A 17,033-nucleotide genomic window follows, 5' to 3' on the forward strand; every position below is an offset into this window, starting at 1 on the left:
CTACTTGACGGGCTGTTAATTTCATTTGGGGGTATCTCTTATAGGGGTACATTTTATACCCCTATAAGAGATACCCCCAATTGATAGTGGATTTCAATAGATTTAGTTAGACCAAATCAGACTAAAAACCCAATCAATTATCTGAATTTAATAGCTTTTATTGAAAGCAAAAGACTACACAGGACAACAAATGGCGGAGATCACAGGAGTTGAACCTGTCGGAGGTCGCTGGCGGCCCCATCTGGGTTTGAAGCCCAGCCGCCCCACCGGGGACGATGATCTTCCATTAACAACTTAATGATGAGCAGGGATTATAGCTCGTTCCTATGAATATCTAAACTTCCCCCGTGAGTTCACAGATCTCTGACAGAAAAAGAACCTAATGATTCGCATAAAAGAGCGGTATTCGCATTGAACTCACGGTATCTTATCCCCATCTATCGTCAACAACCCATTGGGCTATAGTGCCGGTTTGCGCCTATACCCAACTACACATATAAGGCGCTCATTATGACTAATCCGTTACTGACACCTTCTGCATTGCCCAAGTTCTCTGCAATCGAACCAAAACATGTCGTGCCTGCTGTGAAAGAGACGTTAGCCAATTACCGTCAAGTCATTGAGAAAATTTTATCCGAAAACGCCGCTTTTACTTGGGATAATCTGTGTCAGCCCATTTCAGAAGAGAAAGATAGACTTTCCCGCATGTGGTCGCCCGTCGGACACTTGAATGCGGTCAAGAATAGTCCAGAACTTCGCGAAGCCTATGAGCAAAGCCTGCCTCTGCTCTCCGAATTCGACACCTGGCTGGGGCAGCACAAAGGGTTATATCAAGCTTATAAATCGCTGAAAGAGAGTCAATCCTTCGAAGCCCTTTCCCAGCCACAGCGCAAGGTGGTTGAAGATACGCTGCGTGATTTTGAATTAAGCGGCATTGGTTTGCCAGAAGAGAAACAGCAACGTTACGGTGAAATTACCGCACGTTTGTCTGAGTTGGGTGCAAAGTTCGGCAATAATGTGCTGGATGCCACAATGGGATGGACTAAGCTGATTACCGATGAGTGCGAGCTGGCCGGCCTGCCCGAAAGTGCCAAGGCTGCCGCCAAAGCCGCCGCTGAGGCCAAGGGGCTGGCGGGATGGTTGCTGACGCTGAATATGCCAAGTTATCTGCCCGTCATGACCTATGCCGATGATCGTGAACTGCGCAAGGAAATGTATTACGCCTATACGACCCGCGCTTCCGGGCAAGGCTCCGATGCCGGCAAATGGGATAACAGTGACGTGATGGCGGAAATACTGGCGCTGCGTCATGAACTCGCCCAATTGCTGGGATTCAAAAGCTATGCTGAAAGCTCCCTCGCGACCAAAATGGCGCAAACACCCCAGCAAGTGCTCGATTTCCTGCATGATCTTGCCAAACGCGCCCATCAACAAGGTCTGGATGAGTTGGCCACACTCACCGATTTCGCCAAATCTCACTACGGTGTTGAAGTGCTGGACGCGTGGGATCTGACTTATTATAGCGAGAAGCAAAAACAGCATGACTTCTCTATTGATGATGAACAACTGCGGCCTTATTTCCCTGAACAACGGGCGCTGGAAGGGCTGTTTGAAGTGGTTCACCGCATTTATGGCATCACCGCCAAAGAGCGCCATGATGTGGAGACTTGGCATCCTGATGTGCGTTTCTTTGAGCTGTATGATGATCAACAGGTCTTGCGCGGCAGTTTCTATTTAGATCTTTATGCGCGTGAGCATAAACGCGGTGGTGCATGGATGGACAGCTATGTCGGCAGAATGCGTCACGCCTCTGGCGAACTGCAAAATCCCGTTGCTTATCTGACTTGTAACTTCAACGAGCCAGTCGGTGATCAGCCCGCTCTGTTTACGCACAATGAAGTCATCACGCTGTTCCATGAGTTTGGGCATGGCCTGCATCATATGCTGACCCAGATTGATGCCTTGGATGTGGCCGGTATCAATGGCGTACCGTGGGATGCGGTAGAGTGTCCAAGTCAGTTTATGGAAAACTGGTGTTGGGAACCAGAAGCACTGGCGTTTATCTCCGGCCACTATCAGACTGGGGAGCCTCTGCCAAAAGAGATGCTGGATAATATGCTGGCCGCCAAAAACTATCAGGCCGCCATGAAAATTCTGCGTCAGCTTGAGTTTGGCCTGTTCGATTTTCGCCTGCATGCGGAATATGATCCCACTAAGGGAGCGCAAGTTCTGGAAACGCTGCAAGCCGTGAAAAAACAGGTCTCTGTTGTGCCAACGCCAGATTGGGGACGCTTCCCGCACTCCTTTAGCCATATCTTTAATGGCGGTTATGCAGCGGGTTATTACAGTTATCTGTGGGCGGATGTTCTGGCCGCCGATGCCTATTCTCGCTTCTCAGAAGAGGGGATATTCAATCGCACAACCGGTCAGTCCTTCCTCGACAATATCTTGACCCGTGGCGGCTCAGACGATCCCATGACACTGTTTATCCGCTTCCGTGGCCGTGAACCAGAACTGGATGCTATGTTAGAGAGCTACGGCATCGGCGGATAATCACCTGTGAAGATTTGTTTGATTTGTGAAGAAGGCGCTGACCACAGCGCCTTAACGCGTTTGGCTGAACGTTGGAATTTGATCCACGATGAATCGTCCGTCATGGCGCTGGTATTGACTGCCGAACGGCTGGAATTACACAAGCGCGATGAACCTAAGCTGGGCGGGATTTATGTCGATTTTGTCGGCGGGACGATGGCACATCGCCGCCGCTTTGGAGGCGGTCGTGGCGAAGCCGTCGCGAAAGCCGTCGGCATCAAGAAAGATTATTTACCTGATGTCGTGGATGCCACCGCCGGATTGGGACGTGATGCTTTCGTGCTGGCTTCTGTCGGCTGTCATGTCAGGATGCTGGAACGCCACCCGGTGGTTGCCGCGTTGCTGGATGACGGTCTACAACGTGGCTATCAGGATGCTGAGATTGGTGGCTGGCTGAAAGAGCGTTTGACCCTGATCCACGCTTCAGGCATTACCGCTTTAGCTGATATCACGCCACCGCCGGATGTGGTTTATCTCGACCCAATGTATCCGCATAAACAAAAAAGCGCGCTGGTCAAAAAAGAGATGCGCGTTTTCCAGTCGCTGGTAGGGGCAGATGAAGATGCTGACAGTCTGCTGGCACCTGCCCGCGCACTGGCGAAACGTCGGGTGGTGGTGAAACGGCCGGATTATGCACAACCACTGGCAGACGTTAAGGCGTCAGCCGCCGTGACCACCAAAAACCACCGCTTCGATATTTATCCCTGTTGAGCGCGTTTCTTATCCAGGGCTATACAATGCCCTGTGATAACATCGCATCCGCGACTTTGACAAAGCCGGCGATATTCGCGCCTTGTACGTAGTTGGTTTGTTTCCCTTCTCCGCCATACTCTACGCAAGCCTGATGGATATCGAGCATAATGTGATGCAAGCGAATATCCACTTTTTCCGCTTTCCAGCTCAGGCGCGCTGCGTTCTGCGCCATCTCCAGCCCCGACGTTGCCACGCCCCCCGCATTGGCGGCCTTACCGGGTGCAAATAAAACACCTGCTTCAAGGAAAGCCTCAGTCGCCGCAATCGTCGCCGGCATGTTGGCGCCTTCCGCAACCGCTTTCACTCCGTTTTTAATCAGCGTGTTCGCCGCGTCCAAATCCAGTTCGTTCTGGGTTGCACAAGGCAGGGCAATATCAACAGGAACAGACCACGGATCTTGCCCCTTAAGGAAAGTCAGTCCACGCTCTTTGGCATACTCTTCCACACGGCCGTAACGCTGATTTTTGATCTCTGCAAGATGGGCCAGTTTCTCCGGCGTAAAACCGTCTTCATCCACTACCGTCCCGCCTGAATCCGATGCTGTAACCACTGTCGCCCCCAGTTCCAGACATTTTTCAATGGAATACTGGGCGACATTTCCCGCGCCAGACACAGAGACCCGCATCCCTTCAATCCCCATGCCATGACGCTTAAGCATTTCATGGGTGAAATAAACCAATCCATATCCGGTCGCTTCAGGCCGGATCAAACTGCCACCAAAAGACAACCCTTTACCCGTAAAAACGCACGCCGTATTGTTGGACAGTTTTTTCATCATGCCCGCCATAAAACCCACTTCACGACCACCTACGCCGATATCACCGGCAGGCACGTCGGTATCCGGCCCCAAATAGCGATAAAGTTCGGTCATCAAGGCCTGACAGAATCGCATGATTTCACCGTGGCTTTTCCCTTTGGGATCGAAATCAGAACCGCCTTTCCCGCCGCCCATCGGCAATGTTGTTAGCGCATTTTTCAAGGTCTGCTCAAAGCCTAAGAATTTCAGGATGGAAAGATTCACCGAAGGGTGAAAACGCATCCCTCCTTTAAATGGCCCAATGGCAGAATTGAATTGCACTCGCCACGCACGATTAACCTGTACTTTCCCTTGATCATCCACCCAGCAGACGCGGAATTGGATTACCCGTTCCGGCTCCACCAGACGTTCCAATAATCCCTGCTCACAATATTGCGGGTTTTGTTGCAGAAAAGGCCAGAGAGAGGTCAACACTTCTCGTACTGCCTGTAAGTATTCGACTTGATGCTGATTGCGGGATTGAACCGAATCGAGAAATGAGACTAAAGATGATGATACATTCATTTTGGGCTTCCTTTTTGTCATTCAGAAGTGATGACCCCCAGCCATTTTCCATATTATTCTGTTGTCGAAAATGTGAGGAAATTACGGTTTGCTTTCTGAATATATCACTATTCCATGCTTAAAATTCAACAACTATTTTTTATAGGTTTTCTCAAAAATAACTTTGACAGTTTCTAAAGCAGTTTCATCCTCTTTTCTGACGCCAAAAAAATCGCCTGCATAAGCAGGCGATTTTACGGAATAAAATATCAACCGAAGATTATTCTTCGTCACGCAAAGGTACGATCAACATATCAATATGAACGGTGTTAATAAGCTGGCGGGCAGAAGACATCAACTTGCTCCAAAAATCCTGATGATGACCACATACAACCAAATCCATATCGTACTTTTTAATCGCATCAACAAGGACTTGCCCTAAATCACCGCTGCCACTCAATGTTTCCTGAACGGGATAACCTGCACCAGCAGATAATTCTTTCAGGGAATTGCGCGTTTCATCCGCAATACGTTCCTGCATATCGCCAAGGTTTACGTCAATCAGGCCGGTATAAAGATCAGAGTAGTTAACATCAACATGGATCAGGGACACTTTGGCATTGTACGGTTTCGCCATTGACACTGCTTTTTCCACCAAAATCTGACTTTCTGGAGATAAGTCAACCGCAACAAGAATGTGTTTATAAGCCATAAGAACTCCTTCCATAACGTCGATTAAATGGATTGGCAACATTAAACGCCATGATTCGATGTTTATACTATAACTGCTCAATGTGCCTTTTGAGTGTTGTTTCGATCACAACTTATTGTTTTGCTTCCCGGCAGGCTATCCATAATAAAGAATAATACGCCCTACGATAATACCTAATGGACACTGTATTTTTACCAAAGATTTAATATAGTTATTACTCAAATAAAAACTTTTCCGCTGGGTTTCTTCTTTACGGTCAACATCAGACGGGCAGCCTAAGCAACTGTTGCTGCCGCGATCAGGAGGGGGAAGTATGTTCAATACCACTGCATTATTTTGGGCAGTTTGCCTTATCTGCATGATTAATATCATTCGCTATTTTTCTTCGCTCCGTGTACTTCTGTCAATTTTACGCGAGTCAGATCCCATGCTGTATCAAGCCATTGATGGAAATGGTTTTTTTAAAACTCATGGTCAGTTCAATAAACAGATTAGGCTAGTCCGTTATATCAACTCACAAAGTTATATCAACCATCACGATCCTGATGTCGTCTTGCTGTGCGAAAGGATGAGGAAGCAATTTATATTGATGGAAATGCTCTGTGGCGTTGTTCTGCTATGCCTGATAGCGATTGTGATTTAGCGTAAGTTTGCGAGATGAATATAAACCAAAAACCAATGAAAATAAAAAAGGTTGGCCTGCAATAGCGAGCAGCCAACCTTTTTCTAAAACGTCATCAGATCAGTTTCAAGGCGATCCAATACAGTACGCCTGACAATGCAATGGAAATCGGCAACGTCAACACCCACGCCAGCATGATATTTTTGATGGTCTTGCCTTGCACACCACCACCATCAACCAGCATCGTACCGGCTACCGCAGAAGAGAGCACTTGTGTCGTGGAGACGGGCATCCCCGTATAACTGGCAACACCAATAGAAACCGCAGCAGTAACCTGAGCAGAAACACCTTGCGCATAAGTCATGCCTTTTTTGCCGATCTTCTCACCGATAGTCACAGCAACACGTTTCCAACCCACCATGGTGCCCAACGACAAGGCAAGCGCCACTGCAATAATGATCCATAATGGTGCATATTCCACCGTATTTAGCAGATCTTTACGCAGTTTATTCAGGAAACGCGCATCTTCATGGCTGGTTTCTGGTAACTTAGCCACTGCGTTGGCCGTATCAGTGATACACATCAGCATACGGCGCATGCTGTTGCGTTGCTCCGGGTTCAACTCGCTGAAATGATGGATATTCGCCAGCATATTTTCAGTCTTGTTCAGCACCACTAAAGCGCGTGAGTTATCGCAATGGAACGTCATATCAGGCTGCTCTTCAACCGAAGAAGTCGCGGCTGGATACAGCTCAATGGCATGAGCCAATGCCGGGGCATGTTGCCCATAATACTGTTGCAAGTGGACAACGGCATCATGAGTGCGAGCAATGTCATAACTGGTTGAATTCATATTGACGACAAAACCCGCAGGCGCAACGCCAATCAGAACCAGCATAATCAAACCAATGCCTTTCTGACCATCGTTTGCGCCATGGGAGAAACTCACACCAACAGCCGAGAGGATCAGGGCAGTCCGTGTCCAGAATGGCGGTTTACGTTTACCATCCTGTTTTTCACGCTCAACCGGCGTCATGTGGATACGACGACGTTTTTTTGTACCGCTCCAATAGCGACGCAATAAAAACACCATCGCTCCGGCAATCACCAGACCGACAAGAGGGGACAGGATCAAGGACATGAAAATCTGTATCATCTTCGGAATATTCAAGGCATCAACCACCGAAGAACTGGTCACTATCGCATTGGTCAGGCCGATGCCAATAATAGAGCCAATCAACGTATGGGAACTTGATGCAGGAATACCGAAATACCACGTACCTAAATTCCAGATGATCGCCGCCAGCAGCATGGAAAACACCATCGCCAAGCCGTGAGCCGAACTGACATTGAGCAGAAGATCCGTAGGGAGTAGATGCACAATCGCATAAGCGACACTTAATCCACCAAGAAGCACACCCAAAAAATTAAAAACCCCAGCCATAACAACGGCAAGCTGCGAACGCATCGCCCGGGTATAAATAACAGTTGCTACTGCGTTTGCGGTATCATGAAACCCATTGATGGCTTCATAGAAAAGCACAAACAACAGAGCAAGCACTAACATAAGGCCGGTATAAAATTCCAGGCCAGTAAACAGATGTAGCATAGACGTTAAGCCAGTTAGTAGGACATGAACGCGCGCATTATCAGTGACAAACGTTAGCGGGAAAAGAGAAATATGACCTTTTTTTGATTTAATGCGGGTTAAATAGCATAAAAAACCTTGCATTTATTAAATATATCAAAGAGTTATTTAATTTTACTCTTTTGATATTTTTTTGATGAAAAATAACTTCTTACCGCAGAAAGTTAAACCAAATGTCTATTTTTCTCTGTAGTTCGTGAACAGAGCCCTCACAATGCAGTGAATTCCTACAATTAACTCGGCCGAAAGAGACAAATGAATGGAAAAATTTGATGTAGTGATTATTGGTGCTGGCGCTGCCGGCTTATTTTGTGCTGCGCAGGCAGGGCAAGCCGGATTAAATGTTCTGGTACTGGATAATGGCAAAAAAGCCGGCCGTAAGATTTTGATGTCTGGTGGAGGGCGCTGCAATTTTACCAACCTGTATACCGAACCGGCGGCCTACCTTTCTGCCAATCCCCATTTTTGTAAGTCAGCACTTGCTCGCTATACCCAGTGGGATTTTATTGATCTGGTCCAACGCCATGCCATTCCTTATCACGAAAAAACCTTGGGGCAGCTTTTCTGCGACGACTCAGCGCAACAAATTTTGGATCTGCTGTTGAAAGAGTGCGAAACAGGAAAGGTCACCATTCGGCTACGCAATGAAGTCACCCATGTCGAGAAGAAAGAGCCGGGTTTTGTTATTACCACAGCCGGGAAAGAAGTAAGTACGCACTCACTTGTTGTCGCCTCCGGGGGTTTGTCCATGCCCGGCTTGGGTGCCTCTCCTTTGGGTTACCGCATCGCAGAGCAATTTGGCCTCAATATCCTGCCTACACGCGCGGCACTCGTTCCTTTTACTCTGCATAAACCGCTACTGGAACAACTCCAAACGCTCTCCGGTGTCGCGGTGCCTTCTGTGGTGACCGCAGAAGATGGCACCCTATTCAGGGAAAATGTTTTGTTCACCCATCGCGGTCTTTCCGGCCCGGCTATTTTGCAGATCTCCAGCTATTGGCAGCCCGGTGAATATGTGAGTATTAACTTACTTCCTGATACCGACTTAGACCATTTTCTGGATAAAGAACGGGAATCCCATCCCAACCAGAGTTTAAAAAACACGCTGGCGAAATTACTGCCCAAACGTTTGGTGGAATGTTTGCAATCTCTTGGACAATTACCGGAACTGTCCCTGAAACAACTGAATCCGGCACAGAAAAAAACCTTGCTCACCACCCTGCAAGGCTGGCAGGTTCAACCCAATGGTACGGAAGGCTATCGCACGGCGGAAGTCACGCTTGGCGGCGTGGATACCCATGAGTTGTCATCAAAAACCATGGAAGCCCATAAGGTGAAAGGGCTGTACTTTATTGGCGAAGTGGTTGATGTCACCGGCTGGCTTGGGGGATATAACTTCCAGTGGGCATGGAGCTCGGCATGGGCTTGTGCGCAGGCGTTGGTATCCGGGAACCGGGAATAAAATAGCCGCTTGTTCACTTTGGCAGATGGCGTTGGTTGGCGACTAACACCATCTGTGTGTACGCTGAGAAGAAGACAGATACAGCATCGGTTAATTTTGAGGCTGTATAACAGGCTTCTCATTCAGCAAGCGGTTTAACCCATTGATGACCCCTTCTCGGGTTTCATTTTTCCTGATTGCCGCATAGACATCAATATTCAGGGATTGAGCCACATCATCCACTAATTCCCGGTAACAAAGCCCTTCTTGATTAAAGGTACACATGGAACGGGGCATAAGGGCCATGCCTTTTCCTTTTGCAATAGAGGAAAGCATCACCAGAGAATCATCGGGTTCCTTGCGCCTTTTCAATAAGAAAGGCAAGCGCTGAAAATATTTTTCACATTTGTCATAAAAAACAGGATTTGCATTCCTTGAAAACCAAAAGAGCGGAAGATCTGCAACATCGGTAAGCGAAATTTTTTCCTTCAGACTGCTGGGGTGAGATGATGGAATGGCAAGTAAAAGTGGTTCCCGATAAAGCCAGTGAAATTTAAAATCATGCTCACTATGCAGGCTCTGCTCTCCCGTAATCACAATATCCATTTGTCCTTTCGAAAGAAAATTCAAAAGTTGACTGGAAGTCAAGTGCTGCGTATCAATGTCGTCTTCAAACATGAGTGTTTTTATTTTATACCCAAGTTCTGGTATATTATCGAAATTCAGTGTCCTGGTCAGACCAATCCGTAAATGCGTTCTATCATTTTTAATTTCGCGCATAAACAACGTAAATCCATTGATAAGATATGTTGCTTTTTCAACCAGTATCTGACCAGCATCGGTCAGGTGAACCTCATGAGTATTACGAGCAAAAAGTTCACACCCAAGAATTTCCTCAAGACATTTTATATGTCGAGTCAGGGGGGGTTGCGTCATACGTAACCTCTCTGCGGCTCTTCTAAAATTAAGCTCCTGAGCAACGGCTAAAAAACATTGTAACTGTTTTATGCTGGGTAGCTTATTGTTAATGCTGTCCACAGATTCTCCATTCATTGAGTGACCTATTGGGTGACCAGTACATGGTCATCTTACTTTGTCACCTTATCTCACTCCAATTTTTTTGGCGGGTTATTGGTTTCTATCATTTTGAAACGCGATTTAACCCAGCCAGCGAAAAATGCCTTGATATAAAAAATGAATCACAAAATTAACAATTCTCATGAATTTTTATAATGCTAATTTTATACGCGGAATTCATAACCATTGCGTATTTAATATCTCTGCAAAATAAGTGATGGGATAATATTTAATACTTATTAAAGGTCGTAATTTATGGCTTCAGAAATTAAAAGTCCTGAAATGACATTCAGGACATGGTTAGCTTTATTTATTCTCTCTATCGCAACATTTACTATTGTGACAACGGAATTGGCTCCGGTCGGTCTGCTAACCCCTATTGCAGCAGGGCTTTCCACGTCAGAATCCAGTATTGGCATGACAGTCTCACTTTACGCCTGGGTGGGTGCACTGAGTGCCCTTTTTGCCTCCGTATTTCTGGGTAATTTACCCAAAAAGAGACTGTTGTTAACGCTAACCGTCATTCTATTCGTATCCAATGTCTTGTCTGCAACGGTTGATTCATTTGAAGTACTACTGATTGCCCGCGTCGTTGGTGCTCTGGCACACGGTGCGTTTTGGGCGATGATCGGCGCTACAGCCGTGGCAATGGTGCCACCAAAATATCTGGGTGCAGCGACGTCGATTGTCTTTGGTGGGGTATCCGCCGCCAGCGTATTTGGTGTCCCTCTGTCTAACTATATAGGATTGAATTTTGGTTGGCGTCAGGCATTCTGGTTAATGGCTGTGCTCAGTGTGAGTGCATTTATGGGTATTATGCTGATTGTCCCTAAGATCACCGCCAAAAGCACGATGGGTATTCACGCCTTAAAAAGCGTTCTGGGTTCAGCCACACTGTGGAAAATCTATTCCGCCACACTATTTGCTATCTCCGCACATTTTGCCGCTTTTACTTTTATCGAATCTTGGCTTCATTCACAACCCACACTGTCTAAAAATTTCATTCCTGCAACCCTATTCATTTATGGGATTGCAGGTCTGGCAGGTAATTTCCTCACGGGGATAATTATTGATAAATATTTAAAAGCGACTGTCGTCCTGTCGGCTTTACTTATCGGTATTGTGCTTTTGCTGTTAGGTAATAACCCAGAATCATTATCACGCGTTAATATCCTGATTGCTCTGGTTGTGTGGGGAGTTTCAATCTCAGGTGTCTTCGTTGGTTTTCAAACATGGGTTCTCCGTTTAGCAGGTGATGCAGCTTTTCCGGCATCGGCTGTGTACGTTTCATTTTTTAACGGGGCAATCAGCATTGGTGCTTCAGTGGGAGCCTGGATAGGCTCAGCATTATCACTTCAGGCGTTATTTATAATAGCGGGAATAACAATTGCGTTGTCCATACTTTTCGTCACGATAATCCCCTCAAATAAACCAACTGAAAGCGGGCTTCATCGATAAAATAACCCATCGCCCGGAATTCCGGGCGGGATTAAATTGATATCAGTTAATCATTAAAATGAGTTGAAGTTCATGAACCAGCAAGGATTATACCTATTTTGACATCCATTTAATAATACAATTCTTTAATGTCACTCTCCGGGAAAAATCAAGCATACTCGTCCGTCGATTAAATGACAATTTTAAAACCTGTATATCAACGTTAATTGGATATATATTTACGTTTTATTCTGATATAAGCCTTTTTGAATGGCACGAGATAAGTTTTTCGGATGCCAGAATAATCCTCGTATTTTTCACCACTAACACCGAAGGTAAGCCTATCTTCATTTGAAGGTTGTAATTGTGTCCTAAATAACTTATCCCAAAACGAAAATATAAATCCAAAATTAATATCATGATGTTTTTTGTCACTGCTGTGATGTAATTGATGATATGCCGGACTAATAAAAACACCACGAATTAACTTCGGATATCGAATAAAGACCCTGGAATGTTGAAGATTTAAACCAAGCAGCAGCAGTATAAACATAAATACATTTTGACCAGCAAATAGAATATATGCATGATTAGAGCCAAAAAAATATCCGACGACTCCTGAGTATGTCCCGGACAACAGGCTAACCATCAAGATAAAACAACATTGGTTAACCGGATGAGAACGATAAGCTGTTAGTGGATTTAGCTCTTCTGCAATATGATGGATCTTATGAAATTCCCATAAAAAAAGAACCTTATGTGAGATATAATGTTCAAAAAAAACAGCAAAATCAAAGATCAAAAGGGAACCAAGGGTCAGAATGATACTGAGCATTATGTCAGGTTTATAATGAATTGTCGGTAACCCAGAAAGACTTAGTAAATTTATAATCTCGCCCCTGAAAACAAAGGCCGCCCCTAACACAAAGGAATAAACAAATCCAAGAAGGATCTTATCGAATAAGAATAATAGAATATCATCCCTAGCAGAACGCGATTTAAATTATGTATCCTGTATACTTCCTTAGCTGCATATAGTAAATTCTTGGTTTTTAATTTATAAGCATAAAATATTATTGCGATAATTAATGCAGAAAGCAAATACCCTAAATAAAGACCATCAGCAGGTATAAAAAAACTGATGCACGTTGATATAATGGAACCAAAAATTTATCATACACAAGCATGCTGAAATCAGTCATGATATTCCCCCAAACTCACTCCACTTATTTAACGTTACCCCTGAGAGAGTTCTCTTATAAAGCCGGATAAACCCATTGTTCTTCTGCATTCAATCTGTAATGATTTAAGAATCTCAGAATCTGATGAATGTATGAATCGAGAAAAGTTTCTCAACATGGTAACGTGTTGCCGTTCCGGAAAAGAAATATTAATAATTTCACGATCTAACAAAGGTTTCATTCCGTGTTCAACTTCAATACACATACTCGGTAATAGGTTGCCATATACAAATGAGCCACAATAGGGCATAACAAAATCGTTCAATATTAACCTTCCAAGTGTTCCAGAAATTTCACACCGTTGTTTAACAACGGATCCACGATAAGAGGCCACTCCTATAAAGGTGATATTATCCTCAGTATGACCACTTACGTTCATTTCCACTATCGCATTATCATTATCATGCAATAATATACTTGAACTATGGGTGATGGATTCAAAAGGTATAAACTTACTAATCAATCGTAGCGGATACCATCCAAGGTCCCCCATTGCTCCATCAGGCTCGAGAAGAGGATTGAATTTAATCTGACCTTTGTTTTGATCAGGCCAGAAAAATGAGGCTTCAACCCTATCAATTATGCCTATATTTTCCATGATTAGAGAGTCAAGCATTTCATACCACGTAGTATGGATAAAATGTGCTGCATCTAACCATACCAGCCCTTTATTATCGGCTTCCTGGAGAAGTTCAAATATAGACGCGGTATTAGGTAACGGTTTTTCAATTAGAGCGTGCTTATTATATTGAAGACAGTATCTAAGAAACCTTTCTTTTTCTGAAGTTGGCGTAGCAATATAGACAGCATCCAGATTATGATCAGAAAAAAAGAGTTCTTCGTTTATCATTCCCTTTTTTTCAGGTATATCATGTTTCGCACAGAAATCATGAGCCGCTAAAATATTCCTTGAAAGAACTGCTAACACATTAATATCAACACTACGGCAACTGTCGGCTATAATCCCAGCCATCATACCTGTACCTATAATACCAAGATTAATCATAATAACACCTGTAATCAAGGGACTCTGAAACATTCACTGTAAAGGTTGAACCAGCAGGAACAAAAATTTCACTGCCTTGCTCTGCAATAAATCTATCACTACCAACAATAAATTCAGCGTTACCAGATAAAATATGAAATCGTTCTGGTTCTTCAGCTAACCACCGGAACTCTCCGGTAGCCATATATCCCATAGTTACCTTTACGCCATCTGATAGAAAGTTTCTCAACACCACCTTTCCATCAAAAAAAATATGCGTCTCTTTGAATTGAAAAAGCTCAGACATGTTCTCTCCTTAAACTTTCAATATAAGCATCATCAATATGTAACTCTCTTTTTAACGGGCTGGTTATGACCTCTGGAATGGGGTCATATCCAAGATGCTCTCTTTTATCAAATCGAAGTTCACGGTTTCGTGTATAACAAAGTATCAGTTGTAATCGATTGTTATAAGGACAAGACTCACGCCAGTGCTCAAATTTTTTTCCATCCAAAATCAATCCATCCCCACAGTTCATATCAAAAGCGTCACCATCTACATATATACTCCATTCATTCTCTTCAGATGGATGAATACCTATTGACATGATATAGTCGACCGAGTTTCTATCTTTATGCTTTGGTAGAGAATAGCCTTTTTTATAGTTCCAAAGAAAAGAATAACTTGGAAACACTTCTTCACCAACATGAGAAGACATTAGGCTGCAAAAATAGCTCAACATAGCCTCACTATATGGAACAGCAAAGTACATATGAGCATCTGCGCTATCCTTATTGCCTTTTAAATGGCCTAGATTCACTGAAATTGCCAAATAACGATAAATAATATCGACTTCTTGCTCAGTTATCACTGAGGGTATAACTTTGACACCATTAAACATTTATTTTTCCTCAGTAATTTTATTGATGAAATTATCGTGTCTTGCCTGAACACGACGCTCAATATCATCTGCAGGAATACGGCTTATTTTAGACAACCAAGCGATCCCCTCAGGATTAACATGCAGTATTTTTTTGAAAGTATTAAGATGATTTTCAACCATTTCATTTTTCAGCGGATCAGATGCAATCAGTTGCCGAAAATAGTTTATTCCCATCTGAACATGTCGGGCCTCATCATTCATGGCCCCCTTATATATTTGACCGATAAGGCTACCTTCTCCGAACGCATGGATAAAAAGGTTAAATTGCTCAAGAGCACCATTCTCCAAAAACACGTGACTGAGGAATACTTCATCAAAAGTATTCAGTTTTTGAAAATGATCTAAATAAAGCTCTCGAGTATTGGATAAATCAAGAATTTCACCATTAGCCATAATGGCATACCGGGAAAATAACTCTGCATGTCTTGCTTCATCATTTACAGCTTGTGCAAGACCAATTTTTAAAGAAAAGTCAGTAGACTGAAGCATAAGCTCCGCAGCATTTTCCATACCGATAAGTTCTACATGTGCTGAAAGGCTTGCGACGATTATTGCGTCTTTTTTTAATTCATTCGGAAAACTATCATTTATTGCCCGACTCCAGTCCAAATTAACATCCCAGGTCTGCTTTGATTTTCCTTTTACATAAAGGCCATAATGTTTATCATCTAGGAAATTTATCTCACTCATTTTCGGTGGATTTTGCATATTATTCAATCCTTTTGTTTAGAGAAATAAAATATATAGAAAAACGCCATCAATAGAACAAATAAAATAATACCAGTCAGTTTAAAGGTTATATCCAGAGAGTACAGACTGGCGATATATCCTCCTATAATTGGCATCGATATAGCGACCACTGAAGATAGTAACTGAATCATCCCTGTCGCCTTTCCCACATTTTGATATCCGACAATTTCCCGAACACCAAATTTTATGGCAAAAAAAGTAACACCAGATGATATTCCTATCAAAATTATCGCAGAATAGAACACATAAACTGATATCAATTCAGGATTCAAAAATCCGAATATAAAAAATGCTATTGTATTAATTATCATTGACGCCATCAGTATAATTACTGGTCGTAATGTTTTATTTAATAAGGATGCCAGCTTTGTGCCAATAATGCCACCAACGCCGAGTAATGAGATAATCATACCAATGCTGTTTTCACTCTCACCCGCAGATTTGAAAAATAGCCCTAGCATGTCATTGCTAAGAAAGAATGCAAAATTAGCAATAGTGTATCCTGTCACCAAGTAAAAAAGGTCTTTGTTCGCTCTTATTTCATTAACAAACGAGTACTTTGTTTCCACTTGTTCAGGATTATCAACTTCTTGATCGTGTGTACAATCCTGTAACTTGAGGCTTATCTGTGAGGTTAAAACACTAAGGAGATTCAGGCCGGATGAAAAAATAATAACCGCCCAAATCCCTATTAAATTATAGAGATAGACCACTGTCAGGGGAACTAATACTCTACTGAAATTAATCAAGTAACCATAAATTTCAAAAAATCTTTTGGCGTCATCATCATTTTCATTAAGTTTGACATTTGAAATGTTCAAACCACATCTGGACCAGGTTTTTACGAAGGCGATTATGAACAAGCCATAAACATTTCCTGTCAGAATGAACAGTGGAGTCGTTATGGTATTGATTGTAAAAAGAACGGTTCTCCATTGATGAACTTTTCCATTATCGAACAGTTTCCCAAAAAAATAGCTGGAAAATAAAAAAGGTAAGGCGAAACAGGCGCCAAGCCACCCCATCTCGGATGGAGTCGCATGATACATATATATCGCAACGATACTCAGGAGAGCATAATCAAGATATGTATCAAGTTCATTAGCGGCTATACCAATATATTTTAACATAATATATATTCCAGATCGTCCAGACAAACAGGCATAAGCTTAATTAACTTATGCCTGTTAGTTTACTTAATTACACAGCCAGCGGTTGATAGTCCATAAATCCTCCTGTCTAAATCTGAATGTTTGTTATTTAATTGTGTTTCCCTGCAAGGGATTTAAACATAATACCAATCCAAACCAGTGTAAATACATTGTTTCCAAGATGTTAGAAAAACGTGATTTATGTTAAGTTTTTATTCGCTAATTTTCTATAAATCAAAACGTTACTGCATTTTGATATACAACAGATGCTGTTAATCTTAGGTTTTGTATCTAAATCACACTGCTTGCACTATTTAATAACTTAAATTAGTAGTTATCATTGTTAATTATTTTTTGTATTCCAATAGTTGATTTAAGGG

General features: G+C 43.2%; 15 protein-coding genes and 1 tRNA gene. 5 read left to right on the forward strand and 11 right to left on the reverse strand.

What is annotated here, in order from left to right:
• Nucleotides 1-191 precede the first annotated feature (191 nt).
• Nucleotides 192-285: transfer RNA gene (locus tag PSI15_RS07855), tRNA-Sec, on the reverse strand.
• Between the two features lie 225 nt (nucleotides 286-510).
• Between PSI15_RS07855 and prlC the strand changes: the two genes are divergently transcribed.
• Nucleotides 511-2,553: an oligopeptidase A gene (gene prlC / locus PSI15_RS07860; RefSeq protein ID WP_273583036.1), complete on the forward strand. Its 2,043-nt coding sequence runs from the start codon at nucleotides 511-513 to the stop codon at nucleotides 2,551-2,553.
• A gap of 6 nt (nucleotides 2,554-2,559) precedes the next feature.
• Nucleotides 2,560-3,303: a 16S rRNA (guanine(1516)-N(2))-methyltransferase RsmJ gene (gene rsmJ / locus PSI15_RS07865; RefSeq protein WP_273583037.1), complete on the forward strand. Its 744-nt coding sequence runs from the start codon at nucleotides 2,560-2,562 to the stop codon at nucleotides 3,301-3,303.
• A gap of 19 nt (nucleotides 3,304-3,322) precedes the next feature.
• Here rsmJ and gdhA read toward each other — a convergent pair whose 3' ends face one another.
• Both gdhA and uspA read right to left on the reverse strand, forming a co-directional pair.
• Entirely contained in the window at nucleotides 3,323-4,666 is a 1,344-nt protein-coding gene (gdhA, locus tag PSI15_RS07870) for an NADP-specific glutamate dehydrogenase (RefSeq protein WP_273583038.1), read from the reverse strand.
• A 259-nt stretch (nucleotides 4,667-4,925) separates the two neighbouring features.
• The gene (gene uspA, locus PSI15_RS07875; protein ID WP_045967803.1) at nucleotides 4,926-5,357 is read right to left on the reverse strand and encodes a universal stress protein UspA; all 432 of its coding nucleotides are present in this window, start codon (nucleotides 5,355-5,357) and stop codon (nucleotides 4,926-4,928) included.
• A 313-nt stretch (nucleotides 5,358-5,670) separates the two neighbouring features.
• Here uspA and uspB point away from each other — a divergent pair, with 313 nt between their 5' ends.
• On the forward strand, nucleotides 5,671-6,000 hold the full coding sequence (gene uspB, locus PSI15_RS07880) for a universal stress protein UspB (RefSeq protein ID WP_273583039.1): 330 nt from the start codon (nucleotides 5,671-5,673) through the stop codon (nucleotides 5,998-6,000).
• Between the two features lie 94 nt (nucleotides 6,001-6,094).
• Here the strand turns inward: uspB and pitA are convergent, their stop codons facing one another.
• Nucleotides 6,095-7,588, reverse strand: coding sequence for an inorganic phosphate transporter PitA (gene pitA, locus PSI15_RS07885; RefSeq protein ID WP_273583040.1), 1,494 nt, complete (start codon nucleotides 7,586-7,588; stop codon nucleotides 6,095-6,097).
• Nucleotides 7,589-7,886: 298 nt separating this feature from the next.
• On the opposite strand from pitA, the gene PSI15_RS07890 reads away from it, so the two are divergent.
• The gene (locus PSI15_RS07890) at nucleotides 7,887-9,089 is read left to right on the forward strand and encodes an NAD(P)/FAD-dependent oxidoreductase (RefSeq protein ID WP_273583041.1); all 1,203 of its coding nucleotides are present in this window, start codon (nucleotides 7,887-7,889) and stop codon (nucleotides 9,087-9,089) included.
• Between the two features lie 90 nt (nucleotides 9,090-9,179).
• Here PSI15_RS07890 and PSI15_RS07895 read toward each other — a convergent pair whose 3' ends face one another.
• Nucleotides 9,180-10,121, reverse strand: coding sequence for a LysR family transcriptional regulator (locus tag PSI15_RS07895; RefSeq protein WP_273583042.1), 942 nt, complete (start codon nucleotides 10,119-10,121; stop codon nucleotides 9,180-9,182).
• Between the two features lie 279 nt (nucleotides 10,122-10,400).
• On the opposite strand from PSI15_RS07895, the gene PSI15_RS07900 reads away from it, so the two are divergent.
• Entirely contained in the window at nucleotides 10,401-11,603 is a 1,203-nt protein-coding gene (locus PSI15_RS07900; protein ID WP_273583043.1) for an MFS transporter, read from the forward strand.
• A gap of 202 nt (nucleotides 11,604-11,805) precedes the next feature.
• Here the strand turns inward: PSI15_RS07900 and PSI15_RS07905 are convergent, their stop codons facing one another.
• The 6 genes from PSI15_RS07905 to PSI15_RS07930 all read right to left on the reverse strand — a co-directional run bounded on the left by PSI15_RS07905 (nucleotide 11,806) and on the right by PSI15_RS07930 (nucleotide 16,632).
• Nucleotides 11,806-12,507, reverse strand: a complete 702-nt coding sequence (locus PSI15_RS07905; RefSeq protein WP_273583044.1) for a sterol desaturase family protein — start codon at nucleotides 12,505-12,507, stop codon at nucleotides 11,806-11,808.
• Between the two features lie 311 nt (nucleotides 12,508-12,818).
• Nucleotides 12,819-13,829: a Gfo/Idh/MocA family protein gene (locus PSI15_RS07910; RefSeq protein ID WP_273583045.1), complete on the reverse strand. Its 1,011-nt coding sequence runs from the start codon at nucleotides 13,827-13,829 to the stop codon at nucleotides 12,819-12,821.
• Nucleotides 13,822-14,115, reverse strand: coding sequence for a pyrimidine/purine nucleoside phosphorylase (locus tag PSI15_RS07915; protein ID WP_273583046.1), 294 nt, complete (start codon nucleotides 14,113-14,115; stop codon nucleotides 13,822-13,824). The genes PSI15_RS07910 and PSI15_RS07915 overlap by 8 nt, the downstream gene beginning before the upstream one ends.
• Nucleotides 14,108-14,710 carry a hypothetical protein gene (locus PSI15_RS07920; protein ID WP_273583047.1) on the reverse strand — a complete coding sequence of 201 codons (603 nt, stop codon included), beginning with the start codon at nucleotides 14,708-14,710 and terminating at the stop codon, nucleotides 14,108-14,110. The genes PSI15_RS07915 and PSI15_RS07920 overlap by 8 nt, the downstream gene beginning before the upstream one ends.
• Nucleotides 14,711-15,460 carry a ferritin-like domain-containing protein gene (locus tag PSI15_RS07925; protein WP_273583048.1) on the reverse strand — a complete coding sequence of 250 codons (750 nt, stop codon included), beginning with the start codon at nucleotides 15,458-15,460 and terminating at the stop codon, nucleotides 14,711-14,713.
• A gap of 5 nt (nucleotides 15,461-15,465) precedes the next feature.
• A complete protein-coding gene (locus PSI15_RS07930) occupies nucleotides 15,466-16,632 on the reverse strand; it encodes an MFS transporter (RefSeq protein ID WP_273583049.1) in 1,167 nt (388 codons plus the stop codon).
• Nucleotides 16,633-17,033 lie beyond the last annotated feature (401 nt).

The organism is Xenorhabdus sp. PR6a, assembly GCF_028599065.1.
In the GTDB taxonomy this organism is placed as follows: Bacteria; Pseudomonadota; Gammaproteobacteria; order Enterobacterales; family Enterobacteriaceae; genus Xenorhabdus; species Xenorhabdus doucetiae.